The organism is Haloarcula sp. CBA1122, from assembly GCF_009741785.1.
GTDB classification, from domain to species: domain Archaea; phylum Halobacteriota; class Halobacteria; order Halobacteriales; family Haloarculaceae; genus Haloarcula; species Haloarcula hispanica.
This window is the reverse complement of the sequence record NZ_WPCB01000016.1, coordinates 1-26,859: the sequence shown is the minus strand read 5'-3', so window position 1 is coordinate 26,859 and position 26,859 is coordinate 1. Positions and strand designations below refer to the sequence as shown.

The window sequence follows — 26,859 nt, the reverse complement described above, 5'->3', positions numbered from 1 at the left end:
TTGGCGATTGTACAGCCCTCAATTCGCGCTGAAGCTCGTAACTTTGCCACTCATTAATTCTGTTCAGGACTGGTTGCATGAATTACATCTGTTGAGAACTATTGCATGACAGGTTCCAACAAAATGGAAGTTGGGGCTAGTCTTTCGGGACAATTCTTATCCTGAGTGGTGAGATGGGGAAAGTATGAATATGCCATAATCAGTGTAGTTTTATATCTGATGTTACCCTCGCTTGACGCGCTTGTAGATAACTCGAACAACACTCTCGAAGACGTTTACAAGACCGTCGTCCCTGAATGCGAAGAAATTCGCATTGCAACCGGCTACTTCTATTTATCTGGCTTTAACCTCTTCAAAGAAGATCTCGAGAACCTCCGCGACCCGGAGGAACTCGAACACGCCCCTTTTCGCATCCTAATGGGGCGAAAGACCGACCAACGTACCGTAGACGAAGTCAGTGAAGGCCAAACGCTACGTGAGCAGTTCGAGCAGGAGGTTAAGGAAGATGTTGAGGAACTGAACAACGCACAGATTGAACGTCTTGACCGACTGCGCGATTTCATTGCAGAGGGACTCGTTGATGTTAGGGTTCGAAATCCCGATTCAGGGTATTTTCATGCGAAAGGCGCCTGCTTTCGCGGTGCGACGGACAACCCGAGTCTACGGAATGGTGACCGCGATCAGCGAGGTGCGGTCACTATCGTTGGATCCTCGAATTTCTCACAGTCAGGGCACCGTCACAACGTTGAACTGAACCTGACCAGTCAGAACGGAAGTGACGCAGAAGCGTTTGAAGAATGGTACGACAACCAATGGGCCAACGGCGAGAAGTTCTCTGAGGAAATCATCAACATCATCGAGGAGACCGATCGCTACAAGCAGTGGAAGGAACAGCAGGACGAGGACGATGATGAAGTCGAAGATGAGGCAGATATTGGAACATATCTCGAACCGTTCGAGATGTATAAACTGCTGGCGTATGATGAGCTGAACGGCAACGTCAGTGTTCGTGATAGCCCTCTGTACTATTTCCAGACACTCGGCTACGAGAGTGCAAAGACGAAGCTGTCACAATATGATGGCTGCATAATCTCCGATTCGGTCGGTCTAGGCAAGTCGTTCATTGGAAGCGAACTCCTCTACGACTACCGAGAACAAGGTGACCGTTGTCTCCTCATCGTCCCAGCCAACCTAACCGACCAGTGGCGTGATCTCCTCCAAAACGCGACAGACGAAGACGGAGACCCGTTCTTCGGCCTCGAGGTTGATGGAAAACACTTGCAGGTCATGAGCATCAGCAAATTCCAGAACCTCACATACGAGGAGGTGAACGCTCTGGACGACCAATTTGATGTGGTGCTCATCGACGAGGCGCACCGATTCCGAAATCACGGGAAGTGGAATCCAAATCCGGTTGACGACGACGATTACACGGGGACTCGTCGACATGCGAACGCTCGCCTCCTCCGGAACAACACGATGATCATGCTGACTGCGACGCCAATCAATAACTCAGCTACCGATCTCAAGAACCTCATTGGGTTGTTCACCGACGAAAACGAACTGATGAACAAGGCATCCTTGAAATTCAGCGCCTTCGACGAGTACATCGACCTCGCAGCGGAGCGTAAGCGAATTGCTGCCGGTAAAGACAAAGCCTCTGAGAAGGAGCAGCGCCAGATGACAGAGCAGCTCAAGCGTCACTCGGACGAGATCTCCGAGATACTAAACGAGGTGATGGTGCTCCGGACTCGAAAGCACGTCAAAGAGACGCTAACCGATCAAGACGACTTCGATATGAGTTTCAAGCCTCCCGAACTCAACAAGGAGCAGTATTCCCTCCCCCCCGCCTACCAGCCCATTTATCGTATGCTCCCGGACGTGATGGATGCGCTCCACCTCCCACATATCACCATCAAGAATCCACAGGCAGGGGGAACACTGAAAGCACTCTACAAACTAAACCTGCTGAAACGTCTCGAGTCCTCCACATATGCCTTTGTCCAGTCAGTTCAGACGCTACACGAGAGTGAGCGGTCACTTCTTGGATTCCTTGATGGACTCCCCGAGGACGAAGATATTGATGTACTGCGTACAGTGGGTGATGATGCAGCAGAAACGACATTAGAGGATTTCGTTGAGGGAGCGGACGCAGCTGAAGATCTTGAGCAAACGCTCGAAGAGTTCGGATTCGACAGTGGTGCCCTTCAAGCAGATGGGGGCGATTCGGACGACGAACTAGCCGATGCCACGGTTGGAGAGGTGAAAACGTACATCCGCGAAGACCTGACGCTCCTTGCCTACTTCCTCTCCCGGTTCATCGGTCGTGTAGCTCGAGACTCCGGTTCTATCGCGGACATGGAAGTTGAACTGGAACAGTGGCTCGCTGACCACGGTGCAGCAGTTCTTCCAGACGTACCGGAAGATGACCCGAGTCCTATCCTCTACCCTCAGCACGACTTAAGCGAAGCCGACACTGCTACGCTGGACTTCTACGAAGCCGTATTCGCGCTCCGCGAGTTCCGTGATCCCAAGATTGACCGGCTGGCCGGAGTTCTGAACGGGTACGACCAGAAAGTACTCATCTTCACTCAGTACCGCGCGACCGCAGACTACGTCCACCGGACACTCGTCGACAACGAGTCGTCACCCATGACGATGGAGAACAGTGCGGTCGTAAAGGGTGGAGACGAGAACAAACAAGACATCATCAAACGGTTCGCCCCAGAGGCGTCAGGGTACCAGCAGACACTGGCCGAAAGTGACGAGACAGAGTTGCAGTACGTGGTCGCGACAGACACTCTTAGTGAAGGGGTTAACCTTCAGGACATTTCAGTGGTCGTAAATTACGACTTGCCTTGGAATCCAATGCGTATCGTCCAGCGGGTTGGTCGTATTGACCGAATTGGTTCGACGGCGGACAAGTACGTACATAATTTCTACCCTGACGGCGATATAGAGGCTGCAATCAAACTCCTAGAGCGCTTGCAGGCAAAAATCAACGACATCGCACTCATCGTCGGCAAGGAGAATAACATCCTCGATCCAAACGAAGATGCGGTGCTGGAGAGGGCGGGAGTCGAGACGGAGAAGACTATCGGGGAATTGGAGATTGAGGAGATTGAGTCGTCGATTCGAGAGTCCCGTGATGTGACCGACTATAACGATCTGGACGACACCTCCAAGAATCCACTGCTACGGAACGCTGGAAGTGACGAGAACGCGGCATTCGAGCGTGTGCTCCTCAAGGAGGAGCTGAACGAAGACTATGGACTATCTTCGGAGGACTTCGAGTTCGCAGAGGACTATTTCGAGGAACCCACCAATGAACGAGAGTTCCTCTACACGAACGCTATTGGCCACGATACCGGCCCGCGTCCAGGTGTGTTTGGTCTAGTCCATCTCTGGTTCGAGAACGATGAGACCGGAGAACCCGAAGATGCACCGCTTGGGCGTGTACGGCGAGCATTGTACTACAAACCGTTCAGTGGTGACCTGAAAGAGCGACCCGTTGGTTCACTCGCCATCGCACCGGAAACGCAGGGTGAACAACTTTCCGGGAACACCGACAGGGTAATCGCGAACAGGGAGTCGATCGAGGAGCATCTCTCCGAGCGGTTAGAGGAGATCCGTGAAGGGCAGGTCGAGGAAGTGTTTAGCGGTGGTGGTCAGTCGGCCACACAGGAGATGTTACTCGACATGATGCAGATGCGAATCCTCCCACAATACGGTGACCAGTCCGCACCTGTCGACGAGCATGACACGGTCGGGGAGTGGGCGAATGACTTGTTCGATCGGCTGGATCGAGTGAAGCTCAAACACACAGATGAAGACCGAGTGTTGCGAGAGGCCTTCCGGGAACACCCGGACTACACCTCGCTCGGTGACTGGCCAGTCGAGGAGTTCCTCGTCGAACTAGAGGCATTCCTCGAGGACAATATCGAAGCATCTGCGGAGTATCAGACCACTCTTGTGGGTGAGAGCGCCGTCCAGGCTCGGCTCATCTGCTGGGGCGTCATCGGTCAGTAGTTCACACCGTTGGTTCTTGATATCCGATTACTGCGATATCCTCAACGTGCAACACGCTCCTAATGAACTTCATACACCGCATGGCTTCGTTATAGAGATCGTTGTTCCTCTCACCCCAATTCACCGGAACAATTAGACATCCAAATTCGATTTTTTTGCGGTTGCTTCGTTGTGTCTTTCCACCCTTGATGAACTTTAGTATGTCATCGCTCACGCGTTTCTGTTGGCTCTTCTCAATCTCAATAGCAATCCGATCTCCTGGGTGATACAGATCTACGCTATGGTTGAATTTCGGTGCCCATAATTTGCACTTCGGATTCAGTCCTCTATCTGAATCCTGTTCGAAATGGTAGTCTGGGAGTGCCTGCGCCACATGACTGTCAAGATCGTTTTGACTCTTCTCGAATACACGGTTTGGTGCAGCCTTGACGGCTGAGAGAATTCGTTCAAAATCGTCCTCAGGGAACATCCTCGATTTCTTCCGTTCCCGAATGTCCTTATTCAGAAACCCCTCTTTCACGACTTCTACCATGATTTACTTCATTGATTGGTATGGTTAAGATTGTGGTTATTCTGGGTAGTTCACTGCGACATATCGCTCCGAGGCAGAGACGTGCTTACTATGCGAGTGCAGCCGATATTCCCGTAACGTTTCAGGATTTCGACGGAGACACAGCGTTCTATTCGAGGACTGGTCGCAGGTCACGCCACCTCAAATCTACCTGAGTACCTGAGGCCACCCGCACACGGTAGAGGTAGGAGTCCCGCTCGTCACCAGTGGATGCGCCCGCATCGTCCCGAAGTATCTCGATAACCTCTCCGCGCTCGCCGTGGTATTGGAAGTCCGGGTCATCTCGATTGGGGATGTCGATTTGGACACAGTCACCCGGTTCAACGCTCTTCATTACAGACTCACCAGTCAATATCGCCGACCTTCGATCGTCGGAGTTCGGACAGGCTCATTTCATGTTTGGGGTGCAGCCAGTACGGGTATCCATTGACGTTGAACTCATGACCGGTCGCTTGCTCAAGTACCTCCTGAGCCAAAGCGGTGAATGAGTACTCTGCACCGTTTTCCAGCCACTCCACGTTGTCACTCCGTCCCGTCTTCCCCGTTATCCGGCCTCGCCAGAAGTCGTCCTCCGGGTTGTACTCGCGCTCAGCATCGTCTGGTAGGCTTTCCTCGTCGAACAGGACGATATCCCCCTCTTTGACGAGTCCTGCCTCGAGCAGAACTGTGGTCCCCTTTCAGCGCGACTCGACGACCGACTCTGCTGACGTTCCTTCTGCCGGCGCTTGGCCATGTACTCCTCGGCCTCTGGGATGGGGAGCACTTGTCGGGCACTCACGAACACCTCCTCGTCACGTTGGTGGACGTCCAGTTCGATGCAGGTGATATCCATCCCGTACTCGCGTTCGAGCACATACGACTGGGGTTGTGATCTCCGGGCCGAAGCTGCCTGCGGCGAGCAAAATCCGTGGTCGGTCATCTAGGACGAAGTCCGCGTAGCCATCTTCTGTGGTGGCGACGTCCTCGCCAAGGAATTCACTGAATTGCTCGCCGACGGCTTCAGGCGTGAGTTGATCGTCTTCGTCGCGGCGATTGTTCCAGAACGCTCGGTAATCCTGTTGGAGTTCCTCTGCACTAATCGTTGAGCAGTAGCTTGCGTACTTGATAGCCTGGAGATCGGTCGTCTTGTCTGCGCTATCCCGCTTTAGTTCGATTATGACGAGCTTCCCATCGGGGTCAAGCGCCAACACGTCGGGGCGTTCAGCTGTGCGGTCAAACTTAGCGTACTGGGACGCGACCACGAGTAGGTCTTCGCCGAGTATTGATGGTGTCTCGATGATCCACTCCTCGATGTCTGCCTCGGTTAGATCGAGAGCGTCGAAGCTGGTGGGTTCGAGTGCAGTGACACCCTTGCTGTTGACGTGGTAGACCATCCTATTCCTCTGAGTTTGTGACTACTCGAAGGGCCCTTCTTCTGCCAGAACGTCGAATTTCTCGAACACTCTGTCGAAGTACTCGTCCGTCATGATGCGGGGGTTCGAGACTCGGTGGAAGTCGTCCAAGACGAACTTTACGTCACGGCGTTCCAGCCCATAGGCGTGGAATGCAGCAGCATCAATCTCGGCCTGTAGTTCGCTGCGTTCCTCCTCGTCTGTTGCGGGATCTATACCACCAAGCCGGTCGCGCATCTCTGCAAACTCCTCGCCGTAGCAGTTCAGACGGGCCGCCCGTTCACTGATATAGTGGAACCAGTCGTCGCCATCCGTGAGGTGCGGCACCTGTGATTCCTTAAATTTGTAAGTGACGACGTGAGTGTCCACCTTCGTCCGGAGTAAGTAGTCGAACGGTAGCGAGTTGATCAGGCCAACCCCGACAAACAGCTCTTCATCCGTAAACACTCTCTGGTAGAAGTCATGAAGATATTCGTTGCTGAGTCCCTCTTCGTACGGTTCTATCTTGTAATTCCGGATAGTTCGGAGTGTATTGTGACAGACCACTCCCTTCGGGATGACCGCCGAGATCAGCGTCCGCTCGTTCGTCGCATTCGTAATGTCGCGGAGCACGATACGGTACTCCGTGCAGTCAAGAAGAACATCCGCATCAGTTAGCGGCTCACCTCGGTGTTCCTCCAGCAATTCATTTACGAAACCCTTCTGTGAGCCAGTCCCGTCAAATGTCTCGTAGATCGCCGACTTGAGGTCACGGAGGGTCTTCTCACGCATTCGCTGCTTTGCGCTCCGCTTGGGGTCAGTATCCTCCTCAACACTCCAAAACTCGGGAGGAGCGATATCATCAATGAACTCCGGCGAATAACTGAACTGATAGATGTTCTTTCCTCCGTAGACCGGATATTCGCCTTCTTCCTCATCGACAAAGCGGTCGGAATCGCTCGTTCGCCGTAGCCCCTGATATGGCTCCATGTACCACCCAGAGGCATCTCTATCACCAAGTGGTGGGTTGTCGATAATCTTCTGTAGAACTTTCAACTTCTGCTTAGACTCGATATAGGGGAAGATGCCTGCCTCTGGTGAATATCGTTCTAAAACAGAACGTGGTACGCTGACGGAGTCAGACTCGAATGACTCCAGAATGTCTAGATTCCCTTCAGAGTATTTTCCTGCGACCGACTCGGTAGTGCCTCCATTCTTGAATGAGACGATACCGAACTTGTACTGTTGATGAATCTGGTCGAAGATTGAATGATTCTCAAAGATGTTCAGGACATCCACCCGCGTGTTGTCAAGCAGGTGGTTTCGCAAGTCTTTGCAAGATGCTCCGTTGAAAATAGCACCAGGCAGGATCTGTGCGACGTAGGACTCGTCTCCGGCGAGATCGAACACACGCTCGAAGAACAGCGCCGAGAGGTCGTTGGGGTTGGGCTTGATTCGACCATCAATCTCGGGACGCTGGAGGTTATATTCGGGACTGTTTTTGAAGTACTCCGAACGTTTCTCCATCTCGTCCTGATACGCTTCCCAGCCCGCCGCAATACTCTCGTCTGAGAGGAGTTCCTCCTGTTTCTGATCTTTCTCATCCGGGGGCCTGGTGCGGAATGTCTCGTCATACTTCGAGAAGTAATCGTCTCGGAGCGGCTTCAGCCGATCCCACGGCGGATTCCCGATGACTACATCGAATCCTCCGTCACGATAGACCGGTGCGAACTCCAACACCCAGTGGAAGGGGCTGAACTGTTCAACTTCTCCCGAGTCTATGTCTTCCAGACCTGCCGCGTGGAATTGATCCAAGACCTTTTCATTCAGTTCCAGACTGTGCTCGCTGATCCGCGATTCTGCCAGTTTACGGGCGTTTTGTGCCTCAGCACCGCTGGTCGCGTTCTGATGCCGTTCAATGGCCTCAATGACATCGTCGTAGAGTTCCTGAACCCCACTGCCAGTCCCACCGCCCCAATTCGTCAGCGATGCATCCCCATCGTCGGTGACCTCAATTAATTCCGTGAAGCCGATGAGAGAGTTCCCCTGTCGAATGTTGAAGTCGATGTTCGGAAGCGGCTCCACTTCACTTGGTTCGTCCTCAATGTCAGCAACCATCGAGAGCCATAAACGGAGCTTACAGATTTCTACCGCCCCGTCGTCGATGTCCACTCCATAGAGGTTGTTGAGGATAATTGAGCGCTTCGCGTACAGAGAAGCACCTCCGTGTCCCTCTCCAATCGTCTCCAGTTCCTCGACAGTGCGCTCCTCCAGTTCCCACGTTTTCCCCTCATCATCCATCTGCTGGAAGAACTCGATGCACTGCATATAGATATCCAGCAAAACTTCCTGAGCGGCAAGTAGGAAGGCCCCACTTCCAACCGCCGGATCGAGGACTCGAGTTTGCTTCAGGAAGTCATGATAAAGCGTCTCTACGTGCCGCGTCTCGACGTTTTCGGTCGGAAGCTGCGTCGTAACCGCACCACCATCGGCTAGTGCCTCCACACCGCTCTCAGTATCTGAAGCGTGGAATCCGAACACATCATCTATTTCTTCGTAGTTAGCACCAACTTCCTCATTGAGCTGGTCAAGGAGGTATGGATGAATCGTCCGCCGAGACATAAACCCGGTAATCTCCTCAGGAGTGTAGTACGCCCCCATCTCCTTCTGGTTGACCGTCTGCTCGAAAATGTGGCCGAGGATGGCTGGAGAGAGATTCTTCGGATCGACGATGTCGAGCCGCTCGTCGACGTTCCAGTTCCAATCCGAGAGGAAGTCAAGGATGTCACCGAACAGGTCGTTGGTGCGCTCGCTCGTATCCCCGAGGCGAGCGTCCTCGAACTCCTCCTCGATAGGGTTCTTCGAGAACAGCCCGCCGTTCAGGTACGGAAGTGCACCGAACTCGGTGCTCTTCTTGTTCTCGGCGAGGTAGTCGAAGAATAGCGGTTCGTAGAATTCCTCGTAGACGTTCTCGCCCTCGTCTACGCGTTGTTTGTGGTGGTCGTGGAGGTAGTTCGGGTCGCGGTCGAGCAGGCGTTTCTCTTGGATGAAGTAGAGGAAGATCATCCGGTCAAGTGTGACCTGCACGTAGCGCTGCTTGGCGTCCCCGCGGTTGTCGGGGATGCCGGCGACTTCCTGCACGAGATCGGTTCGAAGAGTCTCGAACTGCTGGTAGAACTCTTTGACGACTTGCTTAGTGTCGTAGAGGTCGTCGTAGATCGCTGCCGCCGAGCCGAACTCAAGACTATTGAGTTTCTGGAGGATGGTGTTCTTCTCACCAGTCTCGCTGGTCATCTGCTCCTTTGTGAACGAGAGCTTCTGGTGCTTGATACGCCCGTGTTGTTGTCCATCGAGCGCCCGAATCCGGGTGAGGAAGGTGAACTCCTCGTAGTCGTTGGTTGCGACGAGGTTAGTTCGTCGTCGTCGGTCGTCGGGTTTGAAGTCGGAGGCCGATTCTCCTGGCCCAGCTTCGACGAGGACGATGAACTCGCGGTCAGTGAGCTGGAGGACGAGCTCGTTGTCGTCCCCGAGGTTGTTACGGACTTTCAAACCCCGTTTTTCGAAGGTAGAAGCGACATCAGATAGTGAATCCCAGCCAGCGATGTCCTTCGCTGTAATCTGCTGGAGTGTATCCATGGGATTATCTTTTACTAGGACCTCATAAAACTACACACGATTGGAGAGTATAAGTAAAATCAGAGTCATTAGTGGGCAGCCGGGTTCTGTGTCGAGGAAGCCTTGTAGTCGTTTGTGTGGTTGTCTCAACTGTATCTTGTAAACACTCAGGCCAGAAAGTAAGAAAAGCAGAAAGGAAGTGCTTTCTGCGGCTCCTCGAAAAGATTGGACGTTTATATACCTGACCGGCGGCACACAAAGTCTCGATTGTGGTCTTTTGACCCTGTTATGGAGGTGTCTCCATAGGCTTATATCTATGGAGGTAATAACATAGGATAGCGGATGGCGTCCTACACTACCATCGAAGACTGGCGGGATGTCAAAGACGGCTACGTCGTTGCTGTGACCATCCGACAGACGGACGATGAACAGTACCCGTGTGGTTGGGATTACAGCCTCCATCTTGGGGAAGTCGGCGGAAACACGATCCTCCGATACGACAATGCCCACGAACGGACGAAAGGGCACGAGTGCCACATTCACGACGATGTTGAATACATCGAGTTTCCGGGGATGCTGACGCTTTACGACCGCTTCAAGGAGGAGGCTACCGAACTATCGCCCGTTTCGTGGAACTGGTCACCGTAGGACGCCGCCGGGAGGAACACAATGCCCACACTCAAAGTCACCGTCGGAAATAGCGATCATCTCGACCAGCGCACGCGTAGTCGACTCAAGGCCGCTCAGGAGGGTGAAGACCTTGACGACGCCCAACCGACACTGAATTTCGACTCGTACGCCGAACTCAGTCGTCTCCTCAGTCCGAAGAATCTGGAGCTGTTGGAGGCGATCTCCGAACATGAACCGGCGAGCATCCGCGAGGCTGCTGAACTGGTTGACCGAGACTACAAGCAGGTACACCGGAACCTCTCTGAACTTGCAGATATCGACGTTATCGAATTTCAGGGCGGTGGACCGGGCGAAGCAAAGAAGCCGATGTTGGCCTACGACGGTCTCGAAATCGACATTCCATTCACAGGGTCGAACGGGAACACTGGTACTGTTGCACCGTAGTTTATCGCTGAAGTTCCACTTCGGATAGAGTTCGGCCTCGGTGAACACTTGCTTGTGGCCTCCTCACCGGATGGGTTCAGGTAGGAGTGTATGGAGGGAAAGCCCCCTGTACATTCCAAGAAAAGATGTCTATCCTCTTGCTGAAAACGAAGGCGACCATACATCAAAACCGCAACGGAGGTTACGAACACTTCTACGACACGTTGGAGTATCAGCTGGATTTCCCTCTGTATTGACCGTGAGCCAGTCCAAAATTTTGTGTTCCTCTGTCGGGTGAGAGGATGACTGACCTTTCACTCGGTACGTTCGGAGACGGAGACAGCGCCGACAACGACCTCGATCCAGATGCCGCAAGCATCGCCCGATGCGCGACGACGTGTCGCGCTCCTGACCGCGACGACAGCAGTTGGGCCGCCCCGGACGAGGACTGGGGGCTGACAACGCAGCGGCCAGCGTCGTCGATCAACACGTCGACTGGTCGAGCAAGCAAACAGCAAACGCGCTGGGTCGTCGACGGGGACGTCGGAGCATATGTTGAGCAGTACGCAACTGATGTCCTGCAAATCCCAAACACGTACAGCGACTTCAGTTCAGTCGACACTCGAGTCACATTCGTCGATGGGCTTGCTGACAGCTACGGGTACGGCATTGACGCCCAAGCACTCGAAAAGGCATTGCGAGTCCTCACTGGTGGCGGGCGGTACACTGCGTCGAGATACACGGCAATCCCGTGTGGGAAACAGCCGTGGATTCTGACCGGTCCAGAAGGGACGCTCTTGTGCAGCTGTATGCCCGTCGAACGGCCGGAGAACCCATACACGAGGGAGCTTCGGACGCCAGAGACAACCCTGCAGATCGAGGAGCAGAACCAAACAGTCCGCACGGGAGCCGCTGAGTTTGCCCACCTGCTGTCCGACGCTCTCGGTGTCGATATCGAGAAGGTAGAGCACGCAACAGTACGCGGGAAAACCCAGCACTCGTTTGTCGGGGCGGAAGATGAATTTAAAATCGCGGCGAGAGACTTAGCACAACTGCATGGGTTGACGAATGACCCATCCGTCATCCAGGGGACAGTCAGCCGTGGAGTCCAGCCCCCCAGTGGTGGCGATCCAATCTCGGTTGAGTGGGACGGGCCGGAGCATCCGGTTGGATATCTCGACGAGGGAGATGTAGTCGCCGGCTACGAGTTTACGTGGGAACAACCCGAAGAGTCGCTGGAAGACATTGCAGTCGTTCGCGAGTATCGAATAACTCAGAACTACTCGCGCTGGACGGTTGACTACCATACCCACCGCCTTGCGTCAGTCGTCCCCTGACCGACGCCGCCAACGGCATATTTTGTGTGCCCTCCGGCAAGTGGAGGGTAATCCAGATGTCACAGTCCACAGCGACCAGTAGCACCGAAGCAGCAACTACAGACGCCGAAACGAGCGTGCCAGAGACGGCGACAGACAGTGACGCAGAACTCGACACTGCGGACCTCCTGTCGCTCGATGCCCCGCAGCACCTCCGGATCAGCGGCGAGGTCCAGTTGTTTGAGCGGATCTTCGCGGCGGCTGGCACGGTCACAGACAAGACACGGATAGGAATTACAGAGTCGAGAATCGCCATCCGGGCGGCTGACCTGCAGGGACACGCGATGGTCGACTTGCGTGTTTCTGGGAGTTCGTTCACCTCTTTCGATGCAGGGAGGGGGACACTAGGAGTGGACGTCCATCGGGTCCGGGATGCACTCTCGGTCGGCGATGCAGGCGACCTTGCACAGTTCGCACTCGATGCAGCGAATAGCACACTGGAAATCAACATCGACGGGATAACGCGCACCATCGAGCTTGAGGCGGTTGCATCGCTCCGCTACCCTGTCGAGATGCCGGATATCGACATCCCGGCAACCGTCCATCTGAGTCCAGATGACATCTCACTCGGTCTTGAGGCAGCGGATATGCTTGCCAACCGGTTTGACCTCTCTGTTGACTCCGATGCCGGAGAAGTGCGGTTTGCCGCAGACGGCGACACTGACAGCATGACCTACCGATGGGAAGACACCGATCTCATCGCCTTCGAGCCTGCGGATGTCGAAGTGAAACTGGACTCATCGCTGGTCAAATCGGCGAATGCTGGCCTGCCAGACGGCACGAATCGGGTTCTCCATATCGGAGACTCAGTCCCGCTCGTGCTGAAATCGGAGTTCCCCGACGCCGATGGAGCGATGCAATTCGTGATCGCGCCGAAGCTCCCGAACTGACTCGGCTCCCCGTGGTTTTGCGGAAACGGTGGTGTGTCTTAACCAACACCGACCGCCATACTTCTCGACTGTTGGTTAGCGCTAATTTTGTGTCTCCCCGGCTGGGTGAGGGGATTTTCCTCTATGGACCAGACCGTTCCAGACTACGAACGCTTCGAGCGCGAACAGATCGCACAGGACCGTGACCGACGGCGTCTCGATACCGTCGAGATTGACGAGCCACGAGGCCGTGAGGTGGTCACCAGTCTGCTTGACGAGGGCGTCGTTGAGCCAATTCCAGAACACGAAGTCTTGCAGCACGTTCCGTCCGGACAGTGTTTCGACTCCGACGTGGCGCTGGTGTACTTCCACAAGGGGTGGGAGGCTAGAAGCGAGGAGTAGCCAACTCGAAGGCTAACCAACACAGTGCCCCACATTCTACTCGGTGTTGGTTAGCGGCAACGTCTCTTCTCTGATGCGGCGTATGGGCGCGTCCCGAGAGTTGATACCCCATCGGAATTTCCCCAAGCGTATGGACCGCACTGACTGGCCGACACCCGGCCCGAACGAGCCTGTCCCGGCATGGGACGAGTACCGACAGCTGCGCGAGGCTGTCCACGACTATCTGGATCACGAGCCAGAGGACCCAACGTGGGCGGACATTTGGAAAGCACTCGGCGCGATCATGGGCGAGTACCAGCGCGATGCGTTTGCCCAAGCCTTCGACCTCGATGCGCCTACCGAGACAGCCTGCATACGGCGTCTTATCACGGGCGACGACGAGTGCCCTCACTCGCCGCTTGACGCCGACAGCGACCCAAAGGGGCCGCCTCACAGCCCGCCAGCAGACGACCACTCGACACTCTGGCTTGACGATGGCGAGCCGGCGTTATACTCGATGCACGTCTATCCGGGGAATATCGAGCGATTGGATTCGCAAGAGCCGCCACACAATCTCTGGTTCGACGTCTTCGAGTTCGCTGCCGAGTGGGGACTAGAAGTCTCTGTCCTCCCGAAATCGTGGTACAACCTTGGCTCGGCTGTCCACGTCGTCTTCTATCCCCCGGAGCGGTACAGATAGCCAGCACACTCTGCTCTCGCTCAGTCAGCCAGTCGATTTTCTGTCTCCCCAGTGGAGGTGCGGGGGGCGTGCCCGAGAGCGCGTCCCGAAGATAGACCAATGTCAACGATACAGTCAGACGCTCCAGAGCAGTCGTCCAGCCAGCAGACCACTTGCACCTTCGACGATTCGGACTCCCGGGACGAGGAGATGCGCGACCAACTCGATGCGTGGGTCGAGGACCTCGCCGACCTCACGAACGAGGCGCAAGCCAGCGAGCAGTTCCAGCAGTGGCTCGATGTGCAGAGCAAGTTCCATGATTACTCGGCCCGGAATACGCTGCTAATCAAGCTCCAGTGTCCCGAAGCAACCCGAGTTGCGGGATACAATACGTGGCAAGACGAGTTCGACCGCTACGTCCAGCAAGGCGAGGACGCGATCTGGATCTGGGCTCCGATCATCACGAAGAAGTGCCCCGAATGCGGCAACTCGCCGTCGTATCACGAGAACACTGATTGCGAGTACGATGAGACAGAGCCCGAACAATGGCGTCGAGGGCTGGTCGGGTTCCGGCCAACGTCGGTGTTCGATATCTCTCAGACTGAGGGCGAGCCACTTCCCGAACTGGAGACAGAAGCTCACGGCGACCCGGATGGACTTGTCGAGGACCTCTTGGACGCGACCGACGAGATCGGCGTCGACGCAAGAATCGTCGCTTCGGAGGAGTGGGAGCATGGGTCTGCACGGGGTGTCTGCGAGCGTCGGAACGTCATGACCACGAATCCGATGGTCGAAGCGGTCGACCGAGACAATCGGGCCGCCCTCGCGAGTACACTGATTCACGAGTTCGCCCATGCGGATCTTCACTTCAATGTCGAGGATGAGGCGGAGCGGTCGAAACGCGAGGTCGAAGCCGAGGCAGTTGCCTATGTCGTCAGTCGTCACTTCGGGCTGGACCCCGACAACTCGGCGTTCTACCTCGCGGCGTGGGACGGCGACGCACCAGAGACGCTTCGGGACCGGTTGGACCGTATCTCGTCGACTGCGGCGGATCTGATCGACGCCGTCGAAGGTGCCAGCTGAGAGGGAGCGGTATCTTTCCAGACGTGCTTGAGAGGAGTGTTTTGTGACTCCCCTGGTGGGCGAGGGAGTCGAATATGCGTTCCACAGCAGCGTCGGGTAGCAGTCCTGTCGGACAGTTTCTGAGTGTCTTAGCAGAGTTGCGTGACCAGATCGGAGGGCCGTACTACCTCGGAGACGTGACCGGGCGGTTGGAGTGGCCCGACAGAGGAGTGTACTTTTTCTTCTCGCCAGCAAGCGACCTCAGACAGATGCCCTCCACAAAGTGGCGACTCTCCCGAATCGGCACCGTCGGCGTCAGTACCGGCTCGTCGAACACGCTCTGGAACCGGCTCCGGCAACATCGTGGGAACGTTCGAGGGAAGTACGCCGGCGGTGGCAACCATCGTGGTTCGATTTTTCGCTTGCACGTCGGACGGGCGCTGATCGAGAAACACGGCTGGCACGACGAATATCGCCACTGGGGCGAACCGAATCCCGATGAGGAAACAACGACTGTTCGCGAGCAGGAGCACGAACTCGAACAGCGCGTATCGGAGTACATCCGGGATTTGCCGTTTCTGTGGGTTGACGTTCCGGGCGACCCCGGACCCGAGTGTGACAGAGCCGAGATTGAGTCACATACCATCGCGATGGTGTCGAGGTATCGTCGATCCGCAGGGCCATCGGACCTCGATTGGCTTGGATATCATTCACCGAAATCCGAGGTGTATCAGTCTGGACTGTGGAACGTGCGACACGTCTCCGACTCGTTCGATCCGTCGGTCGTGGACCAGTTGTCGGCGTATATCCCGTCAACGGAAGCGCTGGACCACCAGTCGCGGATCTGAGGGCAGGTTCCGCAGCGAGAACTCAGTACGCTCGGTTATGAGTCCGTAGGCAATCCCAGTCAGTGGCGCAACCACGGGAACCCACGCAAACGGAGTCATGAACAGTTCTGTCGAGATGGACTCCCAGAGGGCAGCGTACATCAAAACAACGTAGACGGACGCAATGGCTGTTGACAGTCGCCATCGGACTCCCGCTACGAGCCCGGCCAGCGGGAGGCCGTAGAACGCTACATTACCCGCAATTGGGGACAGGAAGTAGGTGATGCCAAGCGCACAGAGATATCCCAGAAACATCGCTGTGCCTCCTACCGACGCGACGAATAGCCGTCGCCATCCAGCACGCTCGTCGGTGTCGTCCTGGACGGACTGCTCGTCGCTTTCCTCGGTCGTCGTGGTGACTGCAAGAGGACTCCTCGACTGTGTCTCGACGTGGCTGGATTCCAGCCGGGAGACACCACGAGACTGCCCGTTGCCCTCCGTTTCGCCCTCGACTTCCTCAGTGATCGGGACTTCGCTCTGCAACGCAAGGACCCTGTGAGTGTCCTCTTCTGGACTGCTTGCTGGCTCTTGTTTCGCTGACTCTGGCAGGTTCAGGCGTCCCGTCTGCTTGACCTCTCTTTCGCAGAACGAGCACACTGTCAGGAGGTTCGTGGTCTTGTTTGTCCCGCCGTTCTCGGCGGGGATTCGTCGCACGACTTCCAAATCTTCCGCAGGGAACCGCGTCTCGCAGTTGGTGCAAGTGTTGTTATCCAACTGCTTCCGGAAGACGATCCGGTACGCCCAGTCTGGTGGGTAGTCGCCCCGGTAGTTGTCAGGGTCGTCGTACTGCGATTCGATACCTTCCTTCATTCTGCTCGACACTTCTTCCCGTCTCCGTATTTAAGCCGCGGGGTCGTTTTGTGCCGCGCCTGCCAGCTGGGCGCGCCGGTCGGTGCGCTCGGTGTTTTCCATGTCTTCTGAGGCTCGACACTCTTGGTCAGCGGCGGCTGTCGGCGATGCACAGCAGGCTGAGTACATCGGGTTCCTTCACCGGGAACCGTTCGTAATCGATGCTTACCGGCTTGGATTTGCCGTCGGCGTTCGCGAGGATTACTCGTATCAGTCCTCGCTGCGGAACGTCGACGTCCCGATTGAGATTCTGGACAACGACTTCCGGAATCCAGACTTGGACCGGTACATCGAACGCTTCGAGCGATGCGAGCCATCGGTCGGAATGCTCGGCGATGCATACGACCGGCAAGAAGCGCGACGGTACAACCAAGCCGCACGGGAGCTGAAACGGAAGTTTCCGGGGACAGAGGTTATCATCGTCCCGAAGTGCCGCGACGCAATCGACGTGATCGACGAGGATATGGTCTTGGGCTATCCGATGGGTTACTCCGACCAGACAGCCGACGAGTACACGGATATTGTGGACTGGCGGGGACGGCGAGTGCATCTGCTGGGGGCAAGTCCCACGAAGCAGTATCCAGTGATCGAAGAGCTAACACAGCCGCGGGTCACTGGAGAGGAGCCAGCCGATATCGTTGGCGTTGACTGGAACGGCGTTCACTTGGCGGCGCTTCACGGCGAGTATTTCTCACCACACGGCTACGGGAGTGCGGACCAGCTCTCGATCCGGGAGACGGTTCGAGAGAGCTTGCGACATATCCGGTCATACTGGAAATCGCGGGGGGTGTGGCCGACCGTGGAGACAGACCGGAGCCCGCTAACAGCGGAACCGATGGACCCCGTCTGGGCTGCTGATGGTTCGAGAGCGACTGTGAATGGCCTTGAGGATGCGATTGTCGTTGAGTACGAGAACGGACAGACGCTCGCGTACCGGAGCCAACACGAGCGAGACAGAGTGGAATACCGGGCAGGACTCACTCCCGCTGAAGTTCACGGCTAGAGCCGACCGGACAGCCTCAGAGAGTTTTGTGACTCCCCATGAGATGAGGGAGTTCCAGTTATGAGCGCGAAACCGTCACAGGAGACGGCACCACAGTACAGTTGTCCGAATTGCGGTTGCACGAAGGCACGAGACTACGGAAACGACGGTACAAGAGAGTGTTCGGGATGCGGACGCGACGCGACACCAGACCGGAAGAACTACCGTGCAATTTTGGATCCAAGCAAAATTATACCTGAGTCAGTTGACGCACCTGTTCACCATCCAGAGAAACACCTGTCCGAAGCGTTGCCAGACGGCCACAACTACTGACTCTGACTGTAGTTTTGTGACTCCTTTTTGCGTGAGGGAGATACAGATGACGACCACACAGACTGAGCGGACTCGTGGCCGCTTCGTACTCATCGGATGCGGCGACGCGAAAACCGACCAGCCAGTTGCAGCTCGCGATCTCTATACATCCTCGTACTTCTCGGTCAAACGATCGTATGCCGAGGCAGCTGTCCAGTGGGCTCGAACTGCTGACCGACGAGCGAACACCTGGGCGGTTCTCTCTGCAGAACACGGGATCTTGATGCCCCGGCAGACGGTCGCCCCGTACGATACGACCATCGAGGACCTGCGCGACGACCCCATCGAGGGAGAAGCCAATTATCGGCTGCCGTCAGGCGACTGTGTTGAGAGCCGACTAGATCGGTGGGCGCTCCGTGTCCATTCATCTCTCGGTGATTGGCTCCGGCGACCCTATGCTGCCGATCAACAGGAGTCGCCCTGTCGGGAGTTGGTCGTTCTGGCCGGCAGCGACTACGTCGACGCGCTGCGTGAGCGCGACATCTTCGACGGCCGGCCAACTGCGATTCGGACTGGGCGAGAGACGTACACTGCTCTTCCCCCGAAAGCAACAGTTCGCTTCCCCTTCCAGGAGCGGAACTTCGACGGGATGTTCGACCAGATGAGCTGGCTTTCAGACCGCGTCGAAGAACTCTCGTCAGCAGCGGCTCCAGCCCGACGATCAGAACTCTCGGCCTTTGACGGGGGCTTCGAGCGTGACTCTGCTACGTGGCAAACAGGCCACAGTGGCGTCGACGTCGAGGGGACTGAGCAGGCAGGGCTGGATGCATTCGAGAACGTCCCCGAACGGTTCCTTGCCACGAGACAAACGAGTCTTGCGACCGACGGCGGGGAAGGAGAACAGGGTGGATAGCACGCAAACCCACGATACCGACTGTGTTAACCAACACTCATCGCTTCTGTTGGTTAACGCGCTATGTCGGGCAATTTTTTGTTCCTCTGGCGGGTGAGAGGATGACGGAAACTGATCCGACTCAGACGCAGGACGGACAGCCAGACCAGCAAGCCGGCTTCGACTTCAGCAAGCCCGGACAGGAGCACGAGATCGAAGTGTCGTATTCGTGGGGGTATGTCGACACCATCTACATGGATGACGACGGTGAACTCGTCCGCTCACAGGATACCGACGGTTACTACCGCAACGACGAATCGTTCGAGTGTACCTGCGGGGAGACATTCGGTTGCGAGAGCAAAGCAAAATCACATATCCGAAGCGAGGGGTTCCGAGGCCCGCCGGTGCCGGTAGACGGCCATCCAGAAGCATTGCGCTGGGACAACGAGCCGATGACCGACTTCGGGGGGAATGTGGAATTCATTCCAGACGTAACGAACACCGCCGCGAAAGTTGTCGACGGGGCTGACTACCTGATCGCAACGGCCCGGACAACACTGACGCCACCAGCGGACCACGAGTTCGACAGCTGGGACCCACTCCAATCCGGCCGCCTGTCGAACCACAACGGCGACTCACTGTTCTCGGCGCGGATCTTGTCGAAGGCTATCGCGACGCTTTCGACCGGACATCAGTACGTTCCGGACCGCTACACCATCTATTTCCGAGGGCACACAGCACTGTACTTGGAGGGGCCGAGGGGCGGCATCATCATTGCTGAACGACTCCCCGGCCTCGACTGAGACGGCGGTTTTCTGTTCCTCTGGCGGGTGCGAGGATGACAGAACCAACCTCCAAAGCCCGTGATGGATCAGCCACGAACAGCAGCGAATCGCCCGTCGACGAGCAACCAATTCCAGTCGCCAAGCCTCCCTCGCCGTTTGTCTGGCAAGATGAAGTGGTCCCCGCGCTCGATGGAGCGATCACCGTTCGCCCGGAATCTGCCCGGTATCCGATAGCCGCACAGGTTGTCGAGGGTGCTGAGTATCTTGTGGCAACAGCCCGAGAAACGTTCACTCCACCAGCCGACTACCAGTTCCAGTCGTGGGACGTACTCCAGTCTGGTCGCCTTGCCTTCCGGTCAGGCGACCCGCAGTTCCCGCCAGCCGACGTGAGCCGTGCAATCGCAACGCTTGCGAAGCATCCTGCGTACCAGCCTGAGCGGTTCACGATCTTCTACCGAGGGTGCGAACCAGTGTATATCGAAGGTCCAGACGCCGGCATTGTGATACCCCGTGGTGACACGATAGCAGTTTTGTGGTCCTCTGGCGGGTGAAAGGATGTCCACACACTCAGCATCGACGCGAACACAGTCGTTCCAGCATCGCCCGCCAGCAGACACAGGGGAGTGTTCCTGTCCGATTCACGCCAACGGTGACCCGTTTACCGCACCTCTCGGGATTCGATTTGCCGATCATGTCGCCGTCCAGCCAATCGACAGAGAGACCGCAGCCGCCGTCTACGAGGCGCATCACTCCTACATGGGTTCGCTGCCGTCGGTCAACCTCACCCACCACGGGCTGTACTTTCAGGACACGTTGGTCGGGGCCATCACGTACCGCTACCCGCTCATCTCGAAGAAGCGAATCCGGTACGGCGTCGACGGCCAGCTCTGTCCTGAACCAGTCGAGATCGACAGTCTTCCAGCAGAGATACGAACGACTGCCCGGCGGGTGCTTCCGTCGACGGACACACCAGTCGTTGACAGTGAGGTGATTTCTGGGGACTCGCTCGTTGAGGCCGCGCGTATCTGCATGGGCGTTCGGATGCCGAACCTCGCGTCGGCAGCGCTAGCCCGCTCACAAGAGCGATTCTTGCAGAGTGACGACCGTAACACCCGGTTTCTCTTGACGTGGGTGCGCTCGGACTATGATGGCGCGATGGTTCGGGCACTGAAAGACAAGGGCTGGACCTGTACGGGCTACCGTGAACCGGGACAGGCAAGCAACCGCGAGGACAAGCCGATTCGTGAACAGTATAAATGGCGCTTTCTCTGTCCTGTCGAAACTGCTCGCGAGCAGTCAACACTTGCACGGTGGTCTCAGTGACCGGCGTCCAGCCCGAGGCAACGGCTGAGTGCTGTCGGTTCTGCGGAGACAGGACAGCCGATATCTCCGGCGAGGCGTACACGTATGTTCGGTGGCCTGACGAGGTCGACCGAGAAGACGGCGTGTTCCGATTCACGATTTGCCGGGCGTGTGCGCTTCAGGACCGCGACAACGTCGAACAGGTCGCTTCGATTTTCCACGAGGCAGATCGAGACCATCTCCTTACCTGCGATGTCTGTGGCGCTGTTGGCTGCTGGTCTGCCAGTACTCGTCGTCCAGCAGCAGAGACGTATCGGCTCGCGAGCGTTATTTCCTGGTCGGTGAGTATCAACGGCTTCGACGGGGCAACGCACTCTTGTAGTGAATGTAGCCCTATCCTGCCGGTCGACTGTGTGAAACGTCCCAACCGGACATACGACGATGAAGTGCCGCGTCTCGTCGAGCCTCCGTTTGACTCAGTTGGGAAGACAGCAGGCGATGCTCCCGCAGACAGTAAACAAACCTACCGTTGTTTATTCTGATTGTGAATTGGATATAATAAATTTAGAATGACATATCATATTGGTCGTTGAGAATGTAGCCTGGTACACCAAAGCAATCTGAATTTGCCTTCGCATTAATTAGATTACATATGTAGTTAGTAGAATCGCTGTAATTGCTTTGCCTGTAGACTAAGCCGCCTGAGTCGCCACCTTCAACTGAGATATCCGTTCTAACTAAATCCTCTATAGTGCAATCGTTGTCGGTTATCAGAGTTGCGTGATGCTCCTTTATTTCACCTTGTCCAGTACAGCTGCTCCGACCTCGCATATGAACAGTATGTTGATCGCCGCTAGCGTAGTTGTCCACAGCGTTTTCGGTCATGTATCCATATATTTTTCCTGTTGAATCCACAACATTTTTTGTTGGATCAATATCACCACTAATGTTAATTAGCGCGGCGTCATGTGTCTCTGTTTCAAACGCAACGTCACCAACAGTGGTTTCGAATTGACTACTGGGTTGGTAAACCATTGTATCAGACGTGGAACCGCCACACGCCTCACCTGTGTCAGACACGACGTGTCTTGCAGTGAGTATCTTTTTCGATCCTTTACGCTCTACAACAGTACACAAACTCCCAGTCTCCTCCACACCGTCTCTCTTAGGGTAATTAGTATCGCCTCCGATCTCAATACCTCCTTTCGCTTTCGAATAGGAACCCGTGTAACAAGATGCTGTTTGGACCCGCTCCCGCTCTTCTTTTTTTATCGGGATATCCGATGCCTTGTCTGGGAGGTCAACGCCAAGAGTTCTCGGTTGTTTATCCGGATCAATATGGAAAACAATTCCTTGCTTTTTCCGGTTTCCAATTTTTGTATCAGTCGGATAGATTGCGACACCATGGATTTCATCATTATCCAAGTTACGCTTCTTAACTCGTGAAACAACCTTCCGAATAGTGTCAACGTGGTTTTTCCAACGTTTATGCACCTTGCGCTTTTCGAGGATCTCGTCTCCTTTACGTGCAGTGACAATCTCCGTCTTAGGCTCGCTTGTTTGTGAAGATAGGTTATAAAATCCTATACCAGCGATTCCACTGAGATACTTGCGACGACTAGTTGGAGGGCTGCTTTCTACCACACATCTAATGTCATATCCAATACATAAAAGTATTTCCATTCGTATGCTTAAAGAGTTTAATACAGCAATTCTAGACCTGTATTGTAATGCAGAAGAACTATATTTATCCCGAATTATCAATATCTGTGAGGAGAATTGCAATTCTTAGTCTGGTTGTTTTACTTGCAATAACAGGATGCGTTGATATGTTAAGTGTGCCTGACCAGCCAACTACTGATGAAGACATATCGACTGATATGCAGACTACGAATTCCTCAGATAGCGAACCTATGGGGTTCCTACACATAACCGCCCCAGAAACGGTCCCTAAGAGTGAAGAGGTTGCTAATCATGAACAAGTTGAGTCACAGATCATTTCCGAAGGGCTACGCAAGATCGGGAATTCAACCGAATATAGGCAAAATCTCACGGAAAAACAGTATAACCGAACGCGTCAGGCACTTTCTAAACATGAGTATCATTCCTCCAGCGAACCAAATTTTACCTCAGGATGGTTTATTGAATATAATGGCAAAACATATAATATTAATATAGTTATATATGGAGAACTTGTCTGAACCGGACCAGGGTCTCATAAAACGATTCACACACCTCAGTAGCTTCCGGAAAGCCAGTATCTGAGAGAGGGAGGTTGTTACTGCTGTCCAGAAACGGTTAGAGAAGTCCTCTCAGTCAATATCAGAAAACCATGCTAACTGGTCTGTAACACGCTTTGAAGCGGATGGCTATGACACAACCCTTTCAGCGTATTGCTATCCCGTGAGACCGTCTTTGACCCCACCTCGCCAAGGACTTGAGCAGTATACCAATAACAGGGACGTAGACGCTTCGCTTGATACAGTACAGCTCCATGATGCGGTTGCTCGGATAAATCACGAACTCTGGTTAGCGTGCAGTGAAGACGGTCTAATCAACCAAACTAGGAAAGCCCGTGTCCGGGAACGAAAGGCACGGAGGAAAGAAGCAAGGACTGACGATACACTGCAGGGGACGCTGAAATACCTCAGTTTGCGAATATCGCAGATAACTACCGGCAATGGCGTTCAACTGCTTCCAATAGGAGTACTGATGTCAGCGTTGCTTCTCGGCTCCGCGAGTATTTATTGCTGGGCCGGAGAATGAATGTTCCACAGAGTCTGTATTACAGTATAGTTACGTTCACTACCTCACCACCATCGCCACCAAAGCCAAGAGTAATGAAGTTGGTTGCAGGAATTGAGACGTTCCTCGGCACTACGGCTATCGTCTTCTTGGGGTATGTATTGGGCACCCGTGAACAGGTCTGATACTCACTGTTCTCTCTATCTACAGCTGCTGCGCACTCTCATTTTGTGTTCCTCTGGCGGGTGAGAGGATGTCTCGAAATATGTCCTGCCGTCGTTCGGAAGACCTGTCGAAGCTAACCATCCCGAAGTTCGTCGAGTCCATCGCGACGACTCTTCGAGGGCAGCCTGACAGCGCCGATGTTGAAGCGGTCGTCCTCCGTGCGGTAGCCCGGCAATCGGACAGTATCGACCTCCCGGACGTACTCGAACTTCGCTCGCTTCTGGACGTCGACAGTGAGCAGGTAGACACGTTAGAGGAACGGGTCACGAGTATCATCAGCGCTATCGAAGCCGAACTCGCCGGTTGGGACCGCCGGGAGGTCACTGTATGAACGCAGCAGGAACGGCCACGTTGGGCGATTTCGGCGCTGGTGGCCCGCGCTCGGATGCGCTGATTGACACACAGAGCGCGGCACAGGAGGCCGCTGCGGGCGAATGGGAATTTCTCGCCGCTGGCAACGACACGATCGGCTGGCACATCCCCGACACCGGAGCCACAGTCCTGCTCAAACACAGTGACGCTGGCTGGACGCTCGAACGGGCGACCAAACTGGTCGGGACGCGGCGGTCACTCGATGCTGGGCTGGAGCTTGCCAGCTCGTACATGGCAGACAGACCGGAGGGAGCCTCGACATGGCGATGATTGAGCGTGAGCAGTGGCGTCGCGAGGAACGCCACCGAGTTGCGGCAGCACTGGCACGCGCCCGGTTCTGGCAGTCGGTTGCGCCACACAAAATCGGCTTCTGGGAGGCCGTCGACGAGACGCTGCTGGCTCACTACCCGGGCTGTCGGTACAAACGCAGGACGACACTCGATGACTTCCGAGAGGAGGATTCATGAGCGACACTCCTGACCCAATCCTCGACAAACTCCCTCCCGAGCGGTTGCTGGACGCCGACCATCTCCAGCCAATCGTCGCCGGCATCAACTGTATGCACTCAATGGAGACGGTCCAGCAGTATCTCGCATACGAAAACAAGCACCAGAACCGGACGCCGATCCAGTCTCGCCTCCGAGAGCGGGCACGCGAGATCCGTCGCGATGAATCGGATGCCGAGGAGCAAGCCATCGTGTGATTTCTGTGCCCCAGCGGGGTGAGGGGCGTCCCACAGAGGGCGCTCTGCCTACCGACTATGTGTGAAAACAAGACAGACGAGACGGCTGTACAGCAGTGCGACGACCTCGATATCGACCCTGATGCCGTGGATATCGGTGATGGACTGAAAACAGCCGAAGATGCGCCTGAAGTTGTTGTCGGCGGCGTTGACGCTAAAAAGGAGCGCGTGAAGGTGTATTCCCCGTCCGGTGAGCTGACGGTCAATCGCTGGGTGAGCATGGACCTGTTCAGCGTCCACTCCCCGAACGAGGACATCCAGACCGACGCCGACCGTGAAGCGTGGCTGAACGAGACACTGCCGAGGAAGGCCACGCATATCGACGGGAACGTGATCGCGGAATAATCGAGGAGCCGTATCACCCTCTCTTTCGCTCACACTCACGCTCACGGTTCCCGAGCGCAAGCGCTCGGGGGACACGCTCCACCTTAGACCGGCAGGCCGGTCCGGCGGTCCCGCTTCTGGAGGCAGGTAAGGCTCATCGCGATGAATCGGGTGGCAGGGAACGAGCCGCCGTGTATTTTCTGCGCCCCAACGGGCTGAGGGGCGTCCCACAGAGGGCGCGCCGCAAACCGATCATGAGTAAGAACAAGACGGACAAGACGGCTGCACAGCAGTACGACAACTACCCCGATCCCGACGCTATCGTTCACTTTGGCGATGTCTCGGAGGAACTGGTCGATTTAGTCGAGGAAACGCTGGAGACGTCTGAGTTCCTGTCGACCTCTCGCGACGACCTTCCCGAAACGACGCTGCTCGTTGAAGCGGTCGAAAATGAGTGACGACCACCTGTTCATCGTCGTTGAGGGCGTCGGGCCAGCAGATTTTCCCGAAAACGAGGCGAGTTCCAACAAGCAAGACGAGGCCGTTGCTCTCGCGAACGATATCCACGACCTGATTCGTGAGGAGTACGGCAAAGACGAGATCGAGGGCGTCATCCCGGTTGTCAATCCCGACGCACACGAGCAGATGCAGGCGACCGAACTCTGACAGGCGGCGAAACGGCAGTTTCTTTAGCCATGATGCTGGCTGCAACGCCTGCTCAGTAAGCGTGCCTACTACTCGCTCAAATGCGTAACAATAATTGAATATTTGGGAGAAACTGTCCAGAAGAGGACACGCCAGTAATTTAGTAAGATTTGAAACAAAACGTTCTGGCTACTGGCAATTCAGGAGTTCTGTTTTTCTTTCGCCCACTCAAGTGCGGGCTCAAACTCTTTGAATCCCTTCGTAAGTACATTATCAGCTTCATTTTTCTGGCTGATCGAGAGTCGTGCAATCCCATCAGCAACATAAGCTGTGAAGTCGACATCCGACTGTTCAGCTACATCGGTCCAATTGTCTTCGACATGGTCCAACACCTTGGAATCCATCTCTTCTACGCCACCGATGGTGACGACAACGCTCTCCATTTCTGGGTCACTGGCTGTCTCAACGTAGTGCTGCTCTGCCTTTTCCATATCGCCTGCTTCGATAGCTGCGGGCAGATCCTCAATCTTCCAGATTCCAACACCGTCGTCTTCTTCGTAATCAACGTATTCGGATACTGAAGTTGCCATCAAATTAACAATCTCTGGCATCGCATAAGAATCAATCCCACAGGTTCTCAAGAACGATACTGAGAGTACAGTCCCTCCTGAGCCCGTTTTAATATCCGTGGTCACCATATGTACAAACCTCCTGCATTGTGTCTCATTTTTCGGAGATGTTACAATAGACGGTTTGGCATTTTCGACCATTCCTACAGCCTGTTGTTTCCCG

Annotated in this window: 31 protein-coding genes; 23 read left to right on the top strand and 8 right to left on the bottom strand. The window is 55.3% G+C overall.

What is annotated here, in order from left to right; all coding sequences use genetic code 11:
* Positions 1-219: 219 nt before the first annotated feature.
* Complete coding sequence (locus GJ630_RS08480; RefSeq protein ID WP_121537935.1) at positions 220-4,029, top strand: helicase-related protein; 3,810 nt, start codon at positions 220-222, stop codon at positions 4,027-4,029.
* 1 nt (position 4,030) lies between these two features.
* On the opposite strand, the gene GJ630_RS08475 is transcribed toward GJ630_RS08480, so the two are convergent.
* From GJ630_RS08475 to GJ630_RS19980, 5 genes are all read right to left on the bottom strand, one after another.
* Positions 4,031-4,561 carry a hypothetical protein gene (locus GJ630_RS08475; protein ID WP_121537933.1) on the bottom strand — a complete coding sequence of 177 codons (531 nt, stop codon included), beginning with the start codon at positions 4,559-4,561 and terminating at the stop codon, positions 4,031-4,033.
* Positions 4,562-4,709: 148 nt separating this feature from the next.
* A complete protein-coding gene (locus tag GJ630_RS08470) occupies positions 4,710-4,934 on the bottom strand; it encodes a hypothetical protein (protein WP_121537931.1) in 225 nt (74 codons plus the stop codon).
* A 7-nt stretch (positions 4,935-4,941) separates the two neighbouring features.
* Entirely contained in the window at positions 4,942-5,118 is a 177-nt protein-coding gene (locus GJ630_RS08465) for a hypothetical protein (protein WP_158598777.1), read from the bottom strand.
* A gap of 273 nt (positions 5,119-5,391) precedes the next feature.
* Positions 5,392-5,973, bottom strand: a complete 582-nt coding sequence (locus GJ630_RS08460; RefSeq protein WP_121537929.1) for an endonuclease NucS domain-containing protein — start codon at positions 5,971-5,973, stop codon at positions 5,392-5,394.
* 21 nt (positions 5,974-5,994) lie between these two features.
* Positions 5,995-9,606, bottom strand: coding sequence for an Eco57I restriction-modification methylase domain-containing protein (locus tag GJ630_RS19980; RefSeq protein ID WP_191449710.1), 3,612 nt, complete (start codon positions 9,604-9,606; stop codon positions 5,995-5,997).
* A 321-nt stretch (positions 9,607-9,927) separates the two neighbouring features.
* Here GJ630_RS19980 and GJ630_RS08450 point away from each other — a divergent pair, with 321 nt between their 5' ends.
* The 8 genes from GJ630_RS08450 to GJ630_RS08415 all read left to right on the top strand — a co-directional run bounded on the left by GJ630_RS08450 (position 9,928) and on the right by GJ630_RS08415 (position 15,853).
* Positions 9,928-10,233 (top strand): DUF6516 family protein, encoded by a 306-nt coding sequence (locus GJ630_RS08450; RefSeq protein ID WP_121537925.1) that lies wholly within the window; start codon positions 9,928-9,930, stop codon positions 10,231-10,233.
* Positions 10,234-10,254: 21 nt separating this feature from the next.
* Entirely contained in the window at positions 10,255-10,659 is a 405-nt protein-coding gene (locus GJ630_RS08445; RefSeq protein ID WP_014030648.1) for a transcriptional regulator, read from the top strand.
* A gap of 281 nt (positions 10,660-10,940) precedes the next feature.
* On the top strand, positions 10,941-11,975 hold the full coding sequence (locus GJ630_RS08440; RefSeq protein ID WP_191449709.1) for a hypothetical protein: 1,035 nt from the start codon (positions 10,941-10,943) through the stop codon (positions 11,973-11,975).
* Positions 11,976-12,031: 56 nt separating this feature from the next.
* Complete coding sequence (locus tag GJ630_RS08435; protein WP_191449708.1) at positions 12,032-12,904, top strand: hypothetical protein; 873 nt, start codon at positions 12,032-12,034, stop codon at positions 12,902-12,904.
* Positions 12,905-13,027: 123 nt separating this feature from the next.
* The gene (locus GJ630_RS08430) at positions 13,028-13,285 is read left to right on the top strand and encodes a hypothetical protein (protein ID WP_014030708.1); all 258 of its coding nucleotides are present in this window, start codon (positions 13,028-13,030) and stop codon (positions 13,283-13,285) included.
* 130 nt (positions 13,286-13,415) lie between these two features.
* A complete protein-coding gene (locus GJ630_RS08425; RefSeq protein ID WP_165897075.1) occupies positions 13,416-13,964 on the top strand; it encodes a hypothetical protein in 549 nt (182 codons plus the stop codon).
* 99 nt (positions 13,965-14,063) lie between these two features.
* Positions 14,064-15,026: an ArdC-like ssDNA-binding domain-containing protein gene (locus GJ630_RS08420; RefSeq protein WP_191449707.1), complete on the top strand. Its 963-nt coding sequence runs from the start codon at positions 14,064-14,066 to the stop codon at positions 15,024-15,026.
* Positions 15,027-15,100: 74 nt separating this feature from the next.
* On the top strand, positions 15,101-15,853 hold the full coding sequence (locus GJ630_RS08415; RefSeq protein WP_252718759.1) for a hypothetical protein: 753 nt from the start codon (positions 15,101-15,103) through the stop codon (positions 15,851-15,853).
* On the opposite strand, the gene GJ630_RS08410 is transcribed toward GJ630_RS08415, so the two are convergent.
* A complete protein-coding gene (locus GJ630_RS08410; protein ID WP_191449706.1) occupies positions 15,818-16,702 on the bottom strand; it encodes an HNH endonuclease signature motif containing protein in 885 nt (294 codons plus the stop codon). The two genes, GJ630_RS08415 and GJ630_RS08410, sit on opposite strands and share 36 nt — an antisense overlap.
* Positions 16,703-16,802: 100 nt before the next feature.
* Between GJ630_RS08410 and GJ630_RS08405 the strand changes: the two genes are divergently transcribed.
* The 6 genes from GJ630_RS08405 (at position 16,803) to GJ630_RS19975 (ending at position 21,556) form a co-directional block, all read left to right on the top strand.
* Positions 16,803-17,744, top strand: a complete 942-nt coding sequence (locus tag GJ630_RS08405; protein ID WP_191449705.1) for a DUF6610 family protein — start codon at positions 16,803-16,805, stop codon at positions 17,742-17,744.
* 358 nt (positions 17,745-18,102) lie between these two features.
* Positions 18,103-18,948, top strand: coding sequence for a DUF6884 domain-containing protein (locus GJ630_RS08400; RefSeq protein ID WP_191449704.1), 846 nt, complete (start codon positions 18,103-18,105; stop codon positions 18,946-18,948).
* Between the two features lie 101 nt (positions 18,949-19,049).
* On the top strand, positions 19,050-19,730 hold the full coding sequence (locus tag GJ630_RS08395) for a hypothetical protein (protein WP_014030698.1): 681 nt from the start codon (positions 19,050-19,052) through the stop codon (positions 19,728-19,730).
* A 35-nt stretch (positions 19,731-19,765) separates the two neighbouring features.
* Positions 19,766-20,263: a hypothetical protein gene (locus GJ630_RS08390; protein ID WP_191449703.1), complete on the top strand. Its 498-nt coding sequence runs from the start codon at positions 19,766-19,768 to the stop codon at positions 20,261-20,263.
* 4 nt (positions 20,264-20,267) lie between these two features.
* On the top strand, positions 20,268-21,035 hold the full coding sequence (locus GJ630_RS08385) for a hypothetical protein (RefSeq protein WP_191449702.1): 768 nt from the start codon (positions 20,268-20,270) through the stop codon (positions 21,033-21,035).
* Positions 21,032-21,556 (top strand): hypothetical protein, encoded by a 525-nt coding sequence (locus GJ630_RS19975; RefSeq protein WP_371727228.1) that lies wholly within the window; start codon positions 21,032-21,034, stop codon positions 21,554-21,556. The genes GJ630_RS08385 and GJ630_RS19975 overlap by 4 nt, the downstream gene beginning before the upstream one ends.
* Positions 21,557-21,578: 22 nt before the next feature.
* Here GJ630_RS19975 and GJ630_RS08375 read toward each other — a convergent pair whose 3' ends face one another.
* On the bottom strand, positions 21,579-22,658 hold the full coding sequence (locus GJ630_RS08375; protein WP_191449700.1) for a trypsin-like serine protease: 1,080 nt from the start codon (positions 22,656-22,658) through the stop codon (positions 21,579-21,581).
* Between the two features lie 86 nt (positions 22,659-22,744).
* Between GJ630_RS08375 and GJ630_RS08370 the strand changes: the two genes are divergently transcribed.
* The 8 genes from GJ630_RS08370 (at position 22,745) to GJ630_RS08335 (ending at position 26,088) form a co-directional block, all read left to right on the top strand.
* Entirely contained in the window at positions 22,745-23,215 is a 471-nt protein-coding gene (locus GJ630_RS08370) for a hypothetical protein (protein WP_191449699.1), read from the top strand.
* A gap of 809 nt (positions 23,216-24,024) precedes the next feature.
* Entirely contained in the window at positions 24,025-24,315 is a 291-nt protein-coding gene (locus GJ630_RS08365) for a hypothetical protein (protein ID WP_191449698.1), read from the top strand.
* Positions 24,312-24,626 (top strand): hypothetical protein, encoded by a 315-nt coding sequence (locus GJ630_RS08360; protein WP_191449697.1) that lies wholly within the window; start codon positions 24,312-24,314, stop codon positions 24,624-24,626. The genes GJ630_RS08365 and GJ630_RS08360 overlap by 4 nt, the downstream gene beginning before the upstream one ends.
* On the top strand, positions 24,617-24,823 hold the full coding sequence (locus GJ630_RS08355) for a hypothetical protein (RefSeq protein ID WP_023842974.1): 207 nt from the start codon (positions 24,617-24,619) through the stop codon (positions 24,821-24,823). Before GJ630_RS08360 ends, GJ630_RS08355 begins: the two co-directional genes overlap by 10 nt.
* Entirely contained in the window at positions 24,820-25,059 is a 240-nt protein-coding gene (locus tag GJ630_RS08350) for a hypothetical protein (RefSeq protein WP_014030692.1), read from the top strand. The genes GJ630_RS08355 and GJ630_RS08350 overlap by 4 nt, the downstream gene beginning before the upstream one ends.
* 57 nt (positions 25,060-25,116) lie before the next feature.
* Positions 25,117-25,443, top strand: coding sequence for a hypothetical protein (locus tag GJ630_RS08345; protein ID WP_191449696.1), 327 nt, complete (start codon positions 25,117-25,119; stop codon positions 25,441-25,443).
* A gap of 233 nt (positions 25,444-25,676) precedes the next feature.
* Complete coding sequence (locus GJ630_RS08340) at positions 25,677-25,880, top strand: hypothetical protein (RefSeq protein WP_121578378.1); 204 nt, start codon at positions 25,677-25,679, stop codon at positions 25,878-25,880.
* Entirely contained in the window at positions 25,873-26,088 is a 216-nt protein-coding gene (locus GJ630_RS08335) for a hypothetical protein (RefSeq protein WP_191449695.1), read from the top strand. The genes GJ630_RS08340 and GJ630_RS08335 overlap by 8 nt, the downstream gene beginning before the upstream one ends.
* 179 nt (positions 26,089-26,267) lie before the next feature.
* Here the strand turns inward: GJ630_RS08335 and GJ630_RS08330 are convergent.
* A partial coding sequence (locus GJ630_RS08330) for a hypothetical protein (protein WP_252718757.1) occupies positions 26,268-26,859 on the bottom strand: 592 nt, incomplete at its 5' end.